Origin of the sequence: Sinorhizobium fredii USDA 257 (assembly GCF_000265205.3) — a bacterium.
Taxonomy (GTDB): domain Bacteria; phylum Pseudomonadota; class Alphaproteobacteria; order Rhizobiales; family Rhizobiaceae; genus Sinorhizobium; species Sinorhizobium fredii_B.
Window position 1 is genome coordinate 1,415,037 of the sequence record NC_018000.1, and the last position, 15,772, is coordinate 1,430,808.

Annotated in this window: 15 protein-coding genes; 6 read left to right on the top strand and 9 right to left on the bottom strand. The window is 63.2% G+C overall.

Annotated features, from left to right (window positions below; all coding sequences use genetic code 11):
* Positions 1–140: 140 nt before the first annotated feature.
* From USDA257_RS06495 to USDA257_RS36560, 5 genes are all read left to right on the top strand, one after another.
* A complete protein-coding gene (locus USDA257_RS06495; RefSeq protein WP_014762108.1) occupies positions 141–1,184 on the top strand; it encodes a UDP-glucuronic acid decarboxylase family protein in 1,044 nt (347 codons plus the stop codon).
* Positions 1,184–2,170, top strand: a complete 987-nt coding sequence (gene galE / locus USDA257_RS06500; protein ID WP_014762109.1) for a UDP-glucose 4-epimerase GalE — start codon at positions 1,184–1,186, stop codon at positions 2,168–2,170. The genes USDA257_RS06495 and galE overlap by 1 nt, the downstream gene beginning before the upstream one ends.
* Positions 2,167–4,026, top strand: a complete 1,860-nt coding sequence (locus tag USDA257_RS06505) for a glycosyltransferase family 2 protein (protein ID WP_014762110.1) — start codon at positions 2,167–2,169, stop codon at positions 4,024–4,026. Before galE ends, USDA257_RS06505 begins: the two co-directional genes overlap by 4 nt.
* Before the next feature lie 89 nt (positions 4,027–4,115).
* Positions 4,116–5,060: a glycoside hydrolase family 26 protein gene (locus USDA257_RS06510; RefSeq protein ID WP_041413957.1), complete on the top strand. Its 945-nt coding sequence runs from the start codon at positions 4,116–4,118 to the stop codon at positions 5,058–5,060.
* 24 nt (positions 5,061–5,084) lie between these two features.
* The gene (locus USDA257_RS36560) at positions 5,085–5,252 is read left to right on the top strand and encodes a hypothetical protein (protein ID WP_153297022.1); all 168 of its coding nucleotides are present in this window, start codon (positions 5,085–5,087) and stop codon (positions 5,250–5,252) included.
* Positions 5,253–5,434: 182 nt separating this feature from the next.
* Here the strand turns inward: USDA257_RS36560 and USDA257_RS06515 are convergent, their stop codons facing one another.
* From USDA257_RS06515 to USDA257_RS06555, 9 genes are all read right to left on the bottom strand, one after another.
* Positions 5,435–5,743, bottom strand: coding sequence for a hypothetical protein (locus tag USDA257_RS06515; protein ID WP_014762112.1), 309 nt, complete (start codon positions 5,741–5,743; stop codon positions 5,435–5,437).
* Positions 5,744–5,880: 137 nt separating this feature from the next.
* A complete protein-coding gene (gene arsC / locus USDA257_RS06520) occupies positions 5,881–6,312 on the bottom strand; it encodes an arsenate reductase (glutaredoxin) (RefSeq protein WP_014762113.1) in 432 nt (143 codons plus the stop codon).
* A 217-nt stretch (positions 6,313–6,529) separates the two neighbouring features.
* The gene (locus tag USDA257_RS06525) at positions 6,530–7,315 is read right to left on the bottom strand and encodes an intradiol ring-cleavage dioxygenase (RefSeq protein WP_014762115.1); all 786 of its coding nucleotides are present in this window, start codon (positions 7,313–7,315) and stop codon (positions 6,530–6,532) included.
* Positions 7,316–7,428: 113 nt separating this feature from the next.
* Positions 7,429–8,733: a Gfo/Idh/MocA family protein gene (locus USDA257_RS06530; protein ID WP_014762116.1), complete on the bottom strand. Its 1,305-nt coding sequence runs from the start codon at positions 8,731–8,733 to the stop codon at positions 7,429–7,431.
* Positions 8,734–8,894: 161 nt separating this feature from the next.
* Positions 8,895–9,719, bottom strand: a complete 825-nt coding sequence (locus USDA257_RS06535; protein WP_014762117.1) for a sugar phosphate isomerase/epimerase family protein — start codon at positions 9,717–9,719, stop codon at positions 8,895–8,897.
* Between the two features lie 21 nt (positions 9,720–9,740).
* Positions 9,741–11,156 (bottom strand): enolase C-terminal domain-like protein, encoded by a 1,416-nt coding sequence (locus USDA257_RS06540; protein WP_014762118.1) that lies wholly within the window; start codon positions 11,154–11,156, stop codon positions 9,741–9,743.
* Between the two features lie 9 nt (positions 11,157–11,165).
* On the bottom strand, positions 11,166–12,329 hold the full coding sequence (locus USDA257_RS06545; protein ID WP_014762119.1) for a dihydrodipicolinate synthase family protein: 1,164 nt from the start codon (positions 12,327–12,329) through the stop codon (positions 11,166–11,168).
* Positions 12,330–12,332: 3 nt separating this feature from the next.
* Positions 12,333–13,481: a Gfo/Idh/MocA family protein gene (locus tag USDA257_RS06550; RefSeq protein WP_014762120.1), complete on the bottom strand. Its 1,149-nt coding sequence runs from the start codon at positions 13,479–13,481 to the stop codon at positions 12,333–12,335.
* A 122-nt stretch (positions 13,482–13,603) separates the two neighbouring features.
* Positions 13,604–14,284, bottom strand: coding sequence for a TetR/AcrR family transcriptional regulator (locus USDA257_RS06555; RefSeq protein ID WP_014762121.1), 681 nt, complete (start codon positions 14,282–14,284; stop codon positions 13,604–13,606).
* Between the two features lie 200 nt (positions 14,285–14,484).
* Here USDA257_RS06555 and USDA257_RS06560 point away from each other — a divergent pair, with 200 nt between their 5' ends.
* Positions 14,485–15,771, top strand: a complete 1,287-nt coding sequence (locus USDA257_RS06560; protein ID WP_014762122.1) for an ABC transporter substrate-binding protein — start codon at positions 14,485–14,487, stop codon at positions 15,769–15,771.
* Position 15,772 lies beyond the last annotated feature (1 nt).

The window sequence follows — 15,772 nt, forward strand, 5'->3', positions numbered from 1 at the left end:
AATCATACACTCATAGACAACGCCAAGTATTGAGTAAGGGCGCTGTTAATATCTTGGTTGTATATAATTTTTATTACCAAATCATACTGTCCCACTGGGTTGTTTACTGCAATGCATGTTTTAAGTTTTTGGGGCCACTTATGCATTATATGAAAAATGTACTCAGCGGTAATTTAGATAAATTTGTAGAAAAAGATAAAGTATTGCGTGTTCCGGGCATCCCGAAACGGATTCTGGTAACTGGCGGCGCAGGTTTCCTCGGGTCACATCTTTGCGAACTGCTTCTCGAGGCAGGACACGAGGTCATCTGCGCCGACAATTTCTCGACCGGGTTGCGCCGGAATATCGAGCCTCTGAAGCGCTTCGACCGCTTCAGTCTCGTTGCCCACGACATCGTGCAACCGATCGACCTTGAGGTCGACGAAATCTACAATCTCGCCTGCCCGGCATCGCCGCCGCATTACCAAGCCGATCCCATTCATACGACCAAGACGTGTGTGCTCGGCAGCCTCAATATGCTTGAGCTTGCGGCACGCTACGGCGCGCGAATCCTCCAGGCCTCGACGTCGGAAGTTTACGGCGATCCGCAGGTCCACCCGCAGGTGGAGAGCTACTGGGGCAACGTCAATCCCTTCGGCCCTCGCTCCTGCTACGACGAAGGAAAGCGTTGCGCGGAGACCCTGTTCTTCGATTTCCACAAAGCTCATCAGGTTGCGATCAAGGTGGTCCGCATCTTCAACACCTATGGCCCGCGGATGCGCCCGGATGACGGCCGCGTCGTCTCGAACTTCATCGTCCAGGCACTCAAGGGCGAAGACATCACGATCTACGGCGATGGTTCGCAGACCCGCTCCTTCTGTTTCGTCGATGATTTGATCGACGGCTTCATTCGCGTCATGGCCTCTCCGGCATCGCTCACCGGGCCGATCAATCTCGGCAATCCTGGCGAATTCACGATCGGCGAACTCGCCGAACAGGTGATCGAACTGACCGGCTCGCGATCGAAGATCGCATATCGGCCGCTACCGGTCGACGACCCACGCCAGCGCCGCCCTGATATTTCCCTTGCCGAACGGGAGCTGGGCTGGCGTCCCGAGGTCGAGCTTGCAGCGGGCCTTGTTCGGACGATCGACCATTTTGAAGTGCTTCTCACGCAATCGGACGAATTCATGGAGGTCGCGTAATGACCGCGCCACGCATTCTGGTGACCGGCGGCGCCGGCTATATCGGCAGCCATACCGCAAAGCTCCTTCGACTGGAGGGTTTCGAGCCCGTCACCTATGACAATCTGACGACCGGCAACCGCTCGTCGGTACGCTGGGGACCGTTCATCGAGGGGGATATCCTCGACTCCGCGCATCTCATCGAGGTCATCGAGCACTATGCGCCGGACGCGGTGATCCATTTCGCTGCATCGGCCTATGTCGGCGAATCCGTCGCCAATCCCGCGAAATACTACCACAACAATGTCTGCGGGACGTTGTCGCTGCTCGACGCCTGCAGGCGAACAGGGCTTGGAAGAGTGATTTTCTCTTCGAGCTGCGCCACCTATGGCGTGCCGGCCGTGCTGCCGATCGACGAGGCGATGCCGCAGCAACCGATCAACCCCTATGGCAGAACGAAGCTGATCGCCGAACACATGCTGTCCGACTACGCTGCGGCCTTCGGCCTCTCCTATGTGGCGCTGCGCTATTTCAACGCCTGCGGAGCCGATCCGGAGGGTGACCTCGGCGAGTGGCACGAGCCGGAGACGCATCTCATTCCGCGGGCGCTGATGGCCGCAGCCGGCCGGATCGGCAAGCTCGAAGTCTTCGGCGACGATTACGACACCACCGACGGCACCTGCGTGCGCGACTACATCCACGTCGCCGACCTCGCGCAGGCGCATGTGCTCGCCTACCGGCATCTTGCCGAGGGCGGCAGCAACCTTGCCCTCAACCTCGGGTCCGGCCGCGGATTTTCGGTCCGCGAGGTCCTGAGCACGATCGGCGAAGTCACCGGACGGGATGTCCCGGTGGCGATCCGCCCCCGTCGGGCCGGCGACCCGCCGATCCTCTACGCCGATGCGAAGCTTGCTCGCGAGGTGCTGGGCTTCTCACCGCAATATTCCGACCTCAAGACCATCGTGCGCACCGCTGCCCCATTCTTCGGTCTGGAGGCGCGCCCGTGACCCACCCGTTCACCAGGAACACCACAGGCTTCGGCGACACGGCCGACGAACCGCTGCTGGTGCCAGTCCTGACCGGATATCGCCGGGCCGAGTATCTTGTCGGGGCGGCCGCCTGGCTCGCCGCACTCGCCTATCTCTGGGTCTGGTGGCTGGAGCCACGCCATCACTGGGACCTCTTCGGAAGCCTCATGGTGACCGCCGTGCTCGCCTGGATAACCCTCCTGCCCGGCTATTTCATCGCCGTCTTCTATCGCGCCAGGAAGCCGAACGGTCCCTTGCGGCTGCCGGCTGCCAGCCGCGTCGCCATGGTCGTCACCAAGGTGGCCTCCGAACCCTTTGGTGTCGTGGCCGAGACGCTCAACGCAATGCTCGCCCAGGACGTGCCGCACGACACCTGGCTTGCCGACGAAGACCCTTCTCGCGAAACGCTCGACTGGTGCGGCAGGCACGGCGTCTTCGTTTCCACCCGCAATGGCCGCGCCGATTATCATCGCACCACCTGGCCGCGGCGCACCCGCTGCAAGGAAGGCAACCTCGCCTTCTTCTATGACCACTACGGTTACGACCGCTACGACTTCGTCGCCCAGCTCGACGCCGACCATGTTCCGGAGCCCGGCTACCTCTTCCAGATGCTGCGTCCCTTCGCCGACCCGAAGGTGGGCTATGTATCGGCGCCGAGCCTATGCGACAGGAACGCCGCCGAGAGCTGGTCGGCGCGCGGAAGGCTCTGTGCCGAGGCGAGCATGCACGGCGCGCTCCAGGCCGGCTACAATGGCGGTCTGGCCCCGCTCTGCATCGGCTCGCACTACGCCGTTCGCACGGCGGCCCTGAAGGAGATCGGCGGTCTCGGTCCCGAGCTTGCGGAAGACCATTCGACGACCCTGATGATGAACGCGGCCGGCTGGCGGGGCGTGCATGCCCTCGAGGCGATCGCCCATGGCGACGGGCCGCGCACCTTCGGCGACCTGGTCACGCAGGAATTCCAGTGGTCGCGCAGCCTGGTCATGCTGCTGCTGCAATACACCCCCGGCCTCGTCGGGAAGCTGCCGCTCCGCCTCAGGTTGCAGTTCCTGTTTTCTCAGCTCTGGTATCCGCTTTTTGCGCTATTCATGGCGCTGATGTTCGCGATGCCGGTCGTGGCCCTTGTCCGCGGCGAAAGCCTCGTCGACGTCACCTACCCGGACTTCCTGGCGCATTTCGCACCGCTTTCGATCGTCTTGATCCTGATGGCCTATCGCTGGCGGGCAACCGGGACTTTCCGGCCATGCGACGCGAAGATCCTGAGCTGGGAATGCATGCTCTTCCTCTTTGCCCGCTGGCCGTGGGCGCTGATCGGGACATTGGCTGCAGTCCGAGACTGGCTCACCGGATCCTTCGTGGATTTCCGCGTCACCCCGAAGGGCACTTCGGAAGTCGACCCGCTGCCCTTGCGCGTCCTCGTACCCTATGTCGGCCTCGCGCTCGCAGCGGTCCTTCCGGTCCTCTTTATCGGCGATGTCGGCGAGGCCAAGGGCTTTTATCTCTTTGCGATCATGAACTCCGGGACCTATTGCCTGCTCCTGATCGTCATCGTCCTCCGGCATGGACGGGAGAACAGGATCGCCGCGGCACCGCGCTTCTATCGTCCGGCGATGGCGGCAGGACTCCTGTCGCTCGTCATCCTGCCCGGCATCGCAACCGCCGAGCACGGCAGGGACAGCCTTGAAGCGCTCTCCTGGGGATCGGATCACATTCGGCTCTTCGAGGAGCGCTACTCGGTGGCGGGTGCAGGCGGAGCGACCTCGCGCAAGACCGTGTTCCGGCCGCAATGGATCTTTCTGCCGGAGGATCAGCCGCATGCGGAGGACAGGCCATGACAGGACGAATTCGACTGCGCCGGTTCGGCTCGGCCTCGCAAGGCTCGCCGAACCAAAACCAGGAAACACACAGCAGATGGAGGAATAAGATGGACAGGACATCAAGGACAATCGGCTTCGCCATTGCCGGGCTCATGCTTTCAGGCGCCGTTCTGGCGGCGAGCCTGCCCGGTGGCCCTGCCGAAAATACTGCTGAAACAAAGCAGAAGCGGCCGATCCTCACCCAGGACTCGATCACCTTCGGCGCCTATGATCCGCAGGGAGATTTCTCGGAGCGTTCAGCTTCCCGGATTGAGCATCTCTTCTTGCCCTGGGAAGACGTCGATCTCAGCACTTTGAACGCAGCCGATGAATATGCCCATGCGCGCGGACGTACGCTGATGATCACCATCGAACCCTGGTCGTGGTCGCCCAAATGGCGCCTGTCGTCGCGGGGGCTGCTCAAGAGCATCCTCGGCGGGGAACGGGACCGGAACATGGCCGCGGTCTGCTCGACCGCGGCTACCCTCAAGAGCCCGGTCATCATCCGCTGGGGGCAGGAAATGGACGAGACGGATAACCAGTTCTCCTGGGCGCACTGGCAAGGCAAGGATTTCGCCGCGGCCTTTCGGCGGATAGTGAAGGTCTGCCGCGCGCATCTAACGACCGCGAAGTTCATGTGGTCGCCGAAGGGCAATGAGGGGCTCGACGCATTTTATCCCGGTGACGACGTCGTTGATATCATCGGACTCTCGGTGTTCGGCTATCAGAGATACGACCGCGACAAGACCGGCCGCGACCAGGGCTTCGTCGAGCGGCTCGCGCCAGGCTATGAGCGCGTCAAGAATTACGGCAAGCCGATCATGGTCGCCGAACTCGGCTATGAAGGCGACGTCTCCTATGTGGGGAGCTGGGCCCAAAGCGTCGCGAAACGGCACGCTGAGTTCCCGGCGCTCACCGCCGTCGTCTACTTCAACGATCGAGAGATCTATGACTGGCCGGACGGCTACGGCCGGCCGGACTGGCGCGTCGCACTTCAAACAACCGATCGATAACCATAGTTTAGAAAGGACTAAGATATGTCGACATTCCGCCCATTGCTCCTGACAGTCGCCTTTGTCCGCAGCATCGGTGCCGCCGTAGTGGCACGTGTTCATGCGTGGGCGGACGCCGAACTCGCCACGCTGCGTCGCGGCAACCATGTGGGCGACCGACTGGAGGCGATCCGGATCAGGATCGGCGAGTGACCCGCACCACGCCCGCCGTGCATCTTTTCCGTACCAGGTCGCTGTCGCTCTTCGAAATACTGCATGTTATCCTTGGATCGCCTGCGATTTAAGGAAGCATGCAGTAGGAGTTGCGCATTCCCGAGGCCGACGCATAATCCGGCTCCGCAGATGAGCCCCGGCCCCGGCGCGCAACTCCGCCCTTATCTCAGGAAGCAGCTGGATGTCCGTCCGAACCCGCTCGGCGTGCAGATATAAGGGGCGCGACCGAGATAGGTGGTGCGCACCAGTTTGACCGCCCGCTGGGTGACGGCGACCTGCTTGTTCCTGACCGGCTTCTTGCCCGGCACCGCATAGCCGACCTGCTTGTTCAGCGAAGCGGTCTTGATGCTCTGGTCGGTCGTGGCGGAGCATCCCGTAAGCGTCGCTGCCACGAGCACGGCAAACGCGCACCGCACGACCTTACCGCGGTTCCCGTATGTCCCGGACGAAATCTTCCCTTGCGCTTGCACGGCTCGAACTCCCTTTAGACCTGATGGGGAGCACGGTATCCGCGAGGCTTTAAGTCGCCGTGCAGAAAATACTTACAACTCGAGCGATCCGGCCGAAAACCGGCCGCTCATATTCTCACGCTTCCACGGCCCGAGGGCTAGACGCGGCGGCCGTTCGCATCGACGACGACTTCGCCGTCCTCTTTTGCGAACGCGCCCTGCTGCCCTTGCGGCAGGATGTCCAACACCGTTTCCGACGGGCGGCACAGTCTTACCCCGAGCGGCGAGACGACGATCGGCCGATTGATCAGGATTGGATCCTCCAGCATCGCGTCGAGGAGTTGTTCTTCGGTCAGGGCCGGATCGGAGAGCCCGAGTTCCGCAAAGGGCGTTCCCTTCTCCCGCAGCAGGTCGCGAGCCGACAGGCCCATCCGCGCAATCAACTGCTGAAGCAGGGCGCGGCTCGGCGGCGTCTTCAGATATTCAATGACGTGCGGTTCGACCCCGGCGTTGCGGATCATCGCCAGCGTATTGCGAGACGTGCCGCAGGCAGGATTGTGATAGATGACGATATCGACAGGATTGTTCATGCGACGTCGGGCCTCTTCGAAGTTCCGCTTTCCTATCGCCCGATTGCCGCCGAGCTTGGCAGCGAGTCTCGATCGCTCAAGACCTCGACGGGAAATGCCGCGAAGGCAGCATGCGGAGGTTCATGTAGCGCAGCCTGCCGGCGAATGCGAGACGCTTCTTGATTCTGCGCAGGCGCCGGCGCAGGCGGGGCCACAATGGCACCCTTGTCGCAGGAAGTCAGGCCGCGACGCCAACCGTGTAGCTTGCCTGCAGCACCCCACCGTCGAGCTTTTCGAAATCGAAAATGAAACGCGCCGCATTGCTCGATGAGAACACCGTATCGCCGCCGTTCATAGTGGCGCGCACTGGTCGCGCCGCATAGTCCGGGTGGCCCTGATAGACGAGGTCGCTCAAGGCATCGTCGAAGAGAAGCTGGCTGACCAGCAGTTCGCGGTCGCCGAGAAGAACGCGCAGGTGGATATGGACGGCACGGCTCGGATACCAGCCGGGATAGACGGTGAGGAAGCTGACGACGCCATTGGCATCGCTGATCTGCCGGCCGCGCAGGAAGCTCGTGCCCCTCGCCACGGCGTCATCGGCATTGCACATTGCCGCCGCCTCGCCCGAATAGACGCCGCGGACGTCCGCATGCCATATCTCGACATCCGCTCCCTCGACCAGCTTGCAAGTCGAAGCCTCGACGAGGCGAAGGCTGATACGGGTCGGCAGTCCCGCCACGCCATCGGTCACGTCGCTGCGGATCGGCACATCGTTGGTGTGGCAGGGCCCGAGCGTCTGGGCGAGCGTCGCGATGCATTGGGGCTCGGCGCGGAAGATCGGCTCCGGCAATGCGCTGGAAATCCCCGCCGTGCCGCCTGCGCGAAAGTCGGACACCCTCCAGTCGAAGCTGTGGCGCGATATGGGCGCGCCGCCGCCACCGCTGCCGCGCGCCACGAAGACGGCACCCGCTCCGGCCAGCAGCGCGCCGCCGCCGAGAATGATGGTTCTTCGTTTCATAGGCATCGGAGCGCTCCGTTCATCGTGTCGAGGTGCGACCGACTGATAGCGTAATCCGGTCTCAGACCGAAGTTACGCTTTTGTAATGCCAAAACGAAGAGGCCACGCTCCGACGGACGTCACCGGCGGCCGCCGGAAGCCGAGGCTTGCGCCGCAAATCGCGGAGCGGACTGGTCCTCGAAAAGGTCTGGCATCAGATCGGCAAGCCGGATGAGCATGCCGCTCTGTGCGCTCTTGAGCGCGGCGATGCCACAGAGAACCGAAAGGGCGCCCGCCCGTGCACCGGCCCGCTGCCCGAGCGGATCGGTGATGCCGGGCTTGAAGATCATGTTGCGCATGCGGTCATCGCCGCCGTAGTGACCGCCCGAGGAATGCGGCACCTTGATGCGCTCGACGGCCGGCTGGCCCTTCGGGAAGTTGCGAACGAGCAGGATGACATCCTCCGGCGGCGTCTCCCAGGGCTGGTCCTCGTATTGACGCAGCTCGATCCTGCCCTTCGTGCCGTTGAAGGCGATGTGGTGACCCTCGATCGGCTGGAAGGTGTTCAGCGAATAGGAGACGTGGACGTCGTTGCGGTAGCGGATGTTCGCGACCATCGTGTCGGGAACGTCGATGTCCTCGCGGAAGACGCATCCGTCGCGGAAATAGCCGTCGATCTCGGCGGGCTGTTCGTAAAGCGCGTCGAGGAATGGATCGGCTCCGATGTCCAGATAGAAATCGCAGCTTTCCTTGTGGGGACAGAGCTTGCAGCGCGGGCCGCGGAAAAGGCCCTTGCGCCCGTACACCTGCAGCTCGGCAAAGGCGCTGACCGTGTCCGGCTCGCTGTCGAGATACCAGTTCAGAAGGTCGAAATGATGCGTCGCCTTGTGGACGAAGAGGCTGCCCGAGCGGTCCGTGTAGGCGTGCCAGCGGCGGAAATAGTCGGCCCCGTGGTGGGTATCGAGATACCAGTGGAAGTCGACCGAGGTGACGCGGCCGATTTCGCCGGCGTTGAGTACTTCCTTGATCCGTGCCGCCGTCGGCGCGAAACGGTAATTGAAGGACACATCCACCCGCCGCCCTGTGCGCTTCTCCGCATCGAGAATACGGCGGATCTTCTCGACCGTCGTCGCCATCGGCTTTTCGGTGATGACGTCGGCGCCGGATTCGAGCGCCCTGACGACGATATCGTCATGCGTGTCGTCCGGGGTGCAGACGATCACCAGATCCGGCCGCGTCTCGGCCAGCATCGTGTCGACATCACCATAGATCGGCGCATTGCTGGCGATCATCGTGCGGGCACGCTCAGCACGCAACGCGTTTGTATCGGCTATGGCGACGAGATCGACGAAGCCGCGCCACCCGGCGAGAAGATCCTTGCCCCACATGGTGGTGCCGCGGTTGCCGGTGCCGACCAGCGCAAAACGACGTTTGTCATCCATCATCTCTCACGCAATCCTGTCTGGAGTCGCGCCGCGCGACCGGCGGCAAAAAGAACAACATGTAAATTTAGAATACATGTTACCGATCGATACACGAGGAAGTCAACCCGGATGCGTACCAAAGCGATCCCTTGCTTGTAAGAAGTATATCCGAGTTGGTCATCTCAGCAGCAGTTTCGGAAGCGCTCGACGCAGGTGGCGATGACCTCCTCGGCCGGGCGTTTCCACCAGTTCTCGGCCGAGAAGATCTCGACTTCCTGAGCGCCAAAAAAGCCCGCCGCCTCGATCTGGCCGCGGATGCCGTTGAGATCGATGACGCCGTCCCCCATCATACCGCGGTCGGTCAGCATGTCCCTGGTCGGGACCAGCCAGTCGCAGATGTGATGGGCGAGGATCGCCTTCAAGCGGCCCGCCCGGGCGATCTGGTTGGCGAGATCGGGATCCCACCAGACATGGTAGACGTCGATCGCGACGCCGACGCCTGGACCCAGTCTTTCGCAGATATCGAGCGCCTGGCCGAGCGTGTTCACGCAGGCCCGGTCGGCCGCATACATCGGATGGAGCGGCTCGATCGCCAGCGGCACGCCCGCGGCGCGCGCGTGCGGCAGAACGGCAGCGATTCCCTCCTCGACCATCCGGCGCGCCCGGTCGATGTCCCTGGAGCCACCGGGCAGGCCGCCGACGACGAGGACCAGGCAGTCGGCGCCGAGCGCCGCCGCTTCGTCAATCGCACGCCTGTTGTCGTCGAGCGCCTTCTCGCGCCCGAGAGCCTCCTCCGCCGGAAAGAAGCCGCCGCGGCAGAGACCGGTCAGTTTCAGTCCGTTGGAACGGACGATGCGTGCGGCCTCGTCGAGACCGATCGCCGCCACTTGGTCGCGCCAGGGCGCAATCGCCGTGATGCCGTGCTTCAAACAGACATCCACGGCTTCGGCAAAGCCGCATTGCTCGCGGATCGTCGCCAGATTGATCGAAAGACCCTCGACCTGCATGATGTTCTCCTCCCGGTTTTGTCAGCCTGCCATCGACGCCCAGTCCGGCTCGACCGCGGAGCCAAGGCCAGTCGCCCGCAAGACGGATGCAAAGGTGATTTCGCCGTTCCGGACGGCGAGACGCGCACGTCCGGCGGCGTTCTCGTAAAGATCGCCATGGGCGGCAAGGTAGGCGGCCTGCTCCGCCCTCGGCGCCCGGGCCATGCCGTCGACATAGTGATGGCCGTTGCGCTCGATATGCCCGGCGCCGATGAGCGCTGCCAGCACGAGGTCCTGCTGAAGGCCGAGGCCGGCCTGGGTCGTCAGGTCCTCGGCGGACATGAAATAGCGGGCGTTTCCGGCCTCGCCGTTCCATTTATCGACGCGGGCGCGGTTGATCAGCGACCGGTAGAAGCCCTTGCAGGACTTCGACGAGATGCCGGCATAGCCGAGTTCGCGGGCCCGCAGGAAGGATCCGATGTCGCCGTCGGATTCGTCGATCTCGAGCGGCAGGCGCGCGGCGATCGCAGCGACCGATTTCGACAGCGCTTCCGCACGCGCGATCGGCTGTTCGAAGAACAGAGCGGAGGCCCGCAATCTTGTCAGGCGCGGCTCTTTCTCGATCCGGTCGAGAAGGTCGGCGACGACCTCGCCGTTTTCGAACTGCTCGTTGCCGTCGAGCGTCACCCTATACTCTTCGGGGATGCGATCGAGCACCGCGGCGATCGCAACCAGACGCTCGGCGTCTTCGGCGGGGCGGCCGGAAACCTTGATTTTGAAAGTGCGGTGGCCGTAGGCGGCGATCACCTGGTCCAGCGACTGCGGCAGCCCATCCTCGAGCCGCTGCCCGGGCCCCAGCTCGGATGCGCTCAAGGCGTCCGCAAGGCCGACCGTATGGCGGACGGCAAGCGTCGACGAGGAGCCCAAGCGCGAAAGGAAGCGGGTAAGATCGAAGCCGCCAAGATCGGGCGCTGTGGCATCGGTGATCCCGAGCAGATTGCCGGTTACCGCCTCCACAGCGCCAATGCCGTTCGTCCGGCAGAGGGCATCGATGATGGCGCGGTTGACAAGGGCCAGCCCGTAGGAGGCGACAAGGCCGGGCAGACCATGTCTTGCTGCAGCCCAATGATGATCCGCCTCGGCGGCGGCGTGCAGACCGAAAGCCGTGTTCGCTTTGAGCGATCGCAATCCCTCGATCGCCAGGCGAAGCGACCGACGGAGTTGCTCGACATTGTCGTCCGGCGACAGTGCCGGGTTCTTGTCGAACCATTTCGGCATCATCATCTCGCCCGACCAGCCGGCGGCAGAGCGGCCTCGCTCGTCCTCGATCCGGACCCGGACGAAAGCCTGCGGCGCGCGCTCGACGCGCGCCACGCCGAAGCGGAAGGCAAAGCGGAAATCGACCGGCCGCTCGAAAAACTCCGCTTCAACGAGCTTGACGCGAGGGGCTTCCGTCATGGCCGCGCCTCACGCCACGCCATGGACTGCGAGCACGCGATTCATGCGCGAGATCGCGACGTCCGGATCGGCGAGCGCCCCGGCCCTGTCCGCCAGCCGGAAGAGTTCGGCAAGATGGGCAAGCGAGCGCGCGCTCTGCTGGCCGCCGATCATCGCGAAGTGGTCCTGCAATCCGTTTAGATAGGCGAGGAAGACGACGCCCGTCTTGTAGAAGCGCGTCGGCGCCTTGAAGATATGCCGCGACAGCGGCACGGTCGGCTCGAGCAATTCGAAGAACGCGCCGTTCCGCCCTTCGCCCAGTGTCTCCAGCGCGGCCGAGGCCACGGGCGCAATCGCATCGAAGATGCCGAGCAGCGCATCCGAATGGCCTTCCTCGTCGCCGGCGATGAGTTCGGCATAGTTGAAGTCGTCGCCCGTATACATGCGCACGCCCTGCGGCAATTGCCGCCGCATGACGATCTCCTTCTCCTTCGAAAGCAGCGAGATCTTGATGCCGTCGACCTTTTCGGCATGCGCCGCGATGACTGCCAGACAGGTCTTCATCGCCTCCCTATGGTCGGCATTGCCCCAATAGCCTTCGAGGGCCCGATCGAACATCTCGCCGAGCCAGTGGATGATCACCGGCTCCTTTACCTGCGAGAGAATCCGGTCATAGACGCGGACATAGTCGTCCGGACTGCTGGCGGCGGCGGCGAGCGCCCGGCTCGCCATCAGGATGACCCGGCCGTTCTCCGCCTCGATCGCTTCGATCTGGCTCTCATAGGCCCTGACGATCTCGTCGATCGTGACCTCCGGGCCGGGTGCGAGATGGTCGGTGCCGGCGCCGCAGGCGATCAGCGCGCCGGGGCGGCTGCGTGCTTCAGCGAGCGCCCGGCGGATGAGCTCGCGCGCCTCAGGCCAGCCAAGCCCCATGCCGCGCTGGGCCGTGTCCATCGCTTCCGCCACCCCGAGGCCTAAATCCCAGAGGCGATGGCGGAAGGCGAGCGTCCGCTCCCAGTCGATCGCCGGCGTCAGCCACGGGTCGTTGTCGGCGAGCGGATCAGCGACCACGTGCGCGGCTGCGAAGGCGACCCGCGGGAAGGCAGCCGCCTCTCGCTTCCTGAGGGGAACCGGCCGGCCGGTGAGCTCGTAGCGGGCCAGCCTGCCTTCTAGGGGAAGATCGATGCTCGCCATGGCTTAGAACTCCAGTGCCGGTACGTCGAACCAGCGGCGCTCGGCCCAGGACTTCAGACCCAGCTCGGCGAGCTGGACGCCCTTGGCGCCGGCCTCCAGCCCGTAGGGCCAGGGCGCGTCCTCGGCGACGTGGCGCAAAAACATTTCCCATTGGGCCTTGAAGCCGTTGTCGAAAACCTGCGTGTCCGGCACCTCGTCCCAGGTATTGTAGAAATCGATCGTTTGCGGCTGGTCGGGATTCCAGACCGGCTTCGGCGTGTTGACGCGGTGCTGGGTCCAGCATTTCGTCAGCCCGGCGACGGCCGAGCCATGCGTCCCGTCGACCTGGAAGGTGACGAGATCGTCGCGGCGCACCCTGACCGTCCAGGAGGAATTGATCTGCGCGATCACGCCGCCTTCGAGCTCGAAGGTCGCATAGGCCGCATCGTCCGTGTCGCAATCATATGTCCGGCCCTCTTCGTCGACGCGGTTCGGGATATGGGTGGCGCCAAGGCAGGAGACGGCGCGGACTTCGCCGAAGAGATTGTCGAGCACGTAGCGCCAGTGGCAGAGCATATCGAGAATAATGCCGCCGCCGTCACCCTTGCGGTAGTTCCACGACGGACGCTGGGCCGGCACGCCCCAATCGCCTTCGAAGACCCAATAGCCGAACTCGCCGCGCACCGAGAGGATCTTTCCGAAAAAGCCGGAATCCTTGAGCAGCGCCAGCTTGCGCAGGCCGGGAAGGAACAATTTGTCCTGCACCACGCCGTGCTTCAGGCCGGAGGCGCGGGCCTTGCGCGCCAGCTTGACGGCGATCTTCAGATCATCGGAAATCGGCTTCTCGCAATAGACGTGCTTGCCGGCGTCGAGCGCCCTGCCGATCAGCTCGGCGCGCATCAGCGTCGTGCCGGCATCGAAGAAGATCTGATCGTTAGGATCGGCAAGAGCGGAGTCGAGGTCGGTCGACCAGCGGGCAATGTTATGGCGCTTCGCCAGTTGTTCCATCTTGTCGCGGTTGCGCCCGACGATGATCGGATCGATTTCCAGTCGTTCGCCGGACTTGAGCGTGATCCCGCCCTGGTCGCGAATGGCCAATATCGAGCGCACCAGGTGCTGGTTGTAGCCCATGCGGCCGGTGACGCCGTGCAAAATGATCCCCAAACGTGGCATGCGGTATCCTCCCTGACAGGCCTCGTGGGAGCGGACCAGCCCTCCCAAGCCAGTAACTAAACGGTTACTTTGTGACAGAGATAAATCCTACTTGTCAACATTAAAAACGACATGACAGCGATTCAGCGGCGAATGGAGGCCAGAGTGACCTGGACGATGTGCCGCTTCCAGGCGTCGAGATTGGCCTCATCCATGAGGTCGCGGCCGAAAATCGTCGTCAGCGTATGCTGATTGGAGAGGTAGAAATAGCCGAGCGCGGCGATCGTCAGGTAGACGTTCAACGGATCGGCATCGACCCGGAACAGGCCCTTCGCCTTGCCTCGATCAAGCAGGTCGGCGAGCTTGTCGATGAAGTGCGAATGCAGTTCCTTGAGCCGCGTCGACTGGCGCAGCCACCGGGCCCGATGCAGGTTCTCGGTACCGAGCAGACTCAGAAACTCCGGATGCTCGAGGAAGTACTTCCAGGTGAACATGGCCAGCTCCGCCACCCCCTGCTCAGGAGACAAATCGCTGAGGTTCAAGGATTTTTCGGCTGTTCGGATGCCGATATAGGCCTCCTCGAGAACAGCAAGGTAGAGTTGCTCCTTGTCGCCGAAATAGTGGTAGAGCATCCGCTTGTTGGTGCCGGCCCGCTCGGCGATCGCATCGACGCGCGCGCCGCCGATGCCGTTCTCCGCGAACTCGACCGTTGCAGCCGCAAGGATCGACGCGCGCGTGCGCTCGGGATCGCGCTGCGCGGCCCGCTCCGCCCGTCCGCCATTGCCCGCTTTTCTAGCCTTTCCTTCCGCCTGCAGCTTGTCCATATCCGCCACCTCCGGCACCACTTGCCATCCATGGCAATCGATGCGACATTGTAAAAAAATCTTACAAGATAATGATACCATCGCACACAACTGCTTGACAGGACCATTGCTTGTCCATAACTTGTAACCAATTAGTTATTTGTTGCAAGAGGACGACATCACGGAACGTTGTGGAGGCGTTCCGGAGGGAGGAGGAACAGATGACAATGCGCATGACGAGACGCAACGTGCTCGCCGGAGGGGCGGCACTTCTTTCATATTCCATGCTGGCATCGAGCGCGCTTTCCCAGGAAGCACGGCTGCGGATGCTCTGGTGGGGCTCGCAGGCCCGCGCCGACCGCACCAACAAGGTCAACCAGCTCTTTCAATCGGAAAATCCCGGAGTCGCAATCAACGGCGAGTTCCTCGGCTGGAGCGACTACTGGCCGCGGCTTGCGACCCAGGTCGCCGGCCGCAATGCGCCAGACATCATCCAGATGGACTATCGCTACATCGTCGAATATGCCCGGCGCGGCGCACTTGCACCGCTCAACGATTATCTCGGCTCCGTGCTGAAGGTCGAGGATTTCGACCAGGTGCAGATCGAGGGCGGCAGTGTCGACGGCAAGCTCTACGGCATCAGCCTGGGCGCGAACTCGGCAACGATGCTGGTCAATACGGTCGCCTTCGAGGAAGCCGGCGTCGAGCTGCCTACCCCCTCGACCACCTGGGACGAGATGGCCCGGATCGGCGCCGAGATCACCAAGGCCGGCAAGCGCAAGGGCTATTTCGGCCTGTCGGACGGCAGCGGCGTCGAGCCGCTACTTGAAAACTGGCTTCGTCAGCGCGGCAAGGCGCTTTTCACCGCCGAGGGCAAGATCGCCTATGACGCGAACGACGCGGCCGAATGGTTCTCCATGTGGGCGGCTATGCGCGAGGCGAAGGCCTGCGTGCCGCCGGATATCCAGGCGCTCGACCAATTCAATGTCGAGACGAGCCCGTTGTCACTCGGAAAGGCGGCAACATCCTATGCCCACTCCAACCAGCTGGTCGCCTATCAGGGCATCAACAAGGACAAGCTGGCGCTCCGGAGCCACCCGCTGATCGGCAAGGACGCGAAAGGCGGCCACTACCGCAAGCCGTCGATGTTCTTCTCGGTCTCGGCACAGACCAAGGATCCGGAGCTCGGCGCCAAATACGTCAACTTCTTCGTGACGAACCCCAACGCCGCCGAAGTCCTCGGCGTCGAGCGCGGCGTGCCGGAATCAAAGGCCGTGCGCGAGGCACTGGCACCGACGCTCGACGAGCTCGGCCGCGCCGCACTCGACTACGTCTCCGGTCTTGGCCCGCTCGCCGGTCTCCTGCCGCCGCCGCCGCCTTCCGGTGCCGGCGAGGCGGAGCTTGCGCTGCGCACCGTCGCCGAACAGGTAGGTTTCGGCCAGCTCGATGTGAAGCAGGGCGGCGAGACCCTGGTGAACGAGGTCACCCAGATCCTGTCGCGAGGATGAG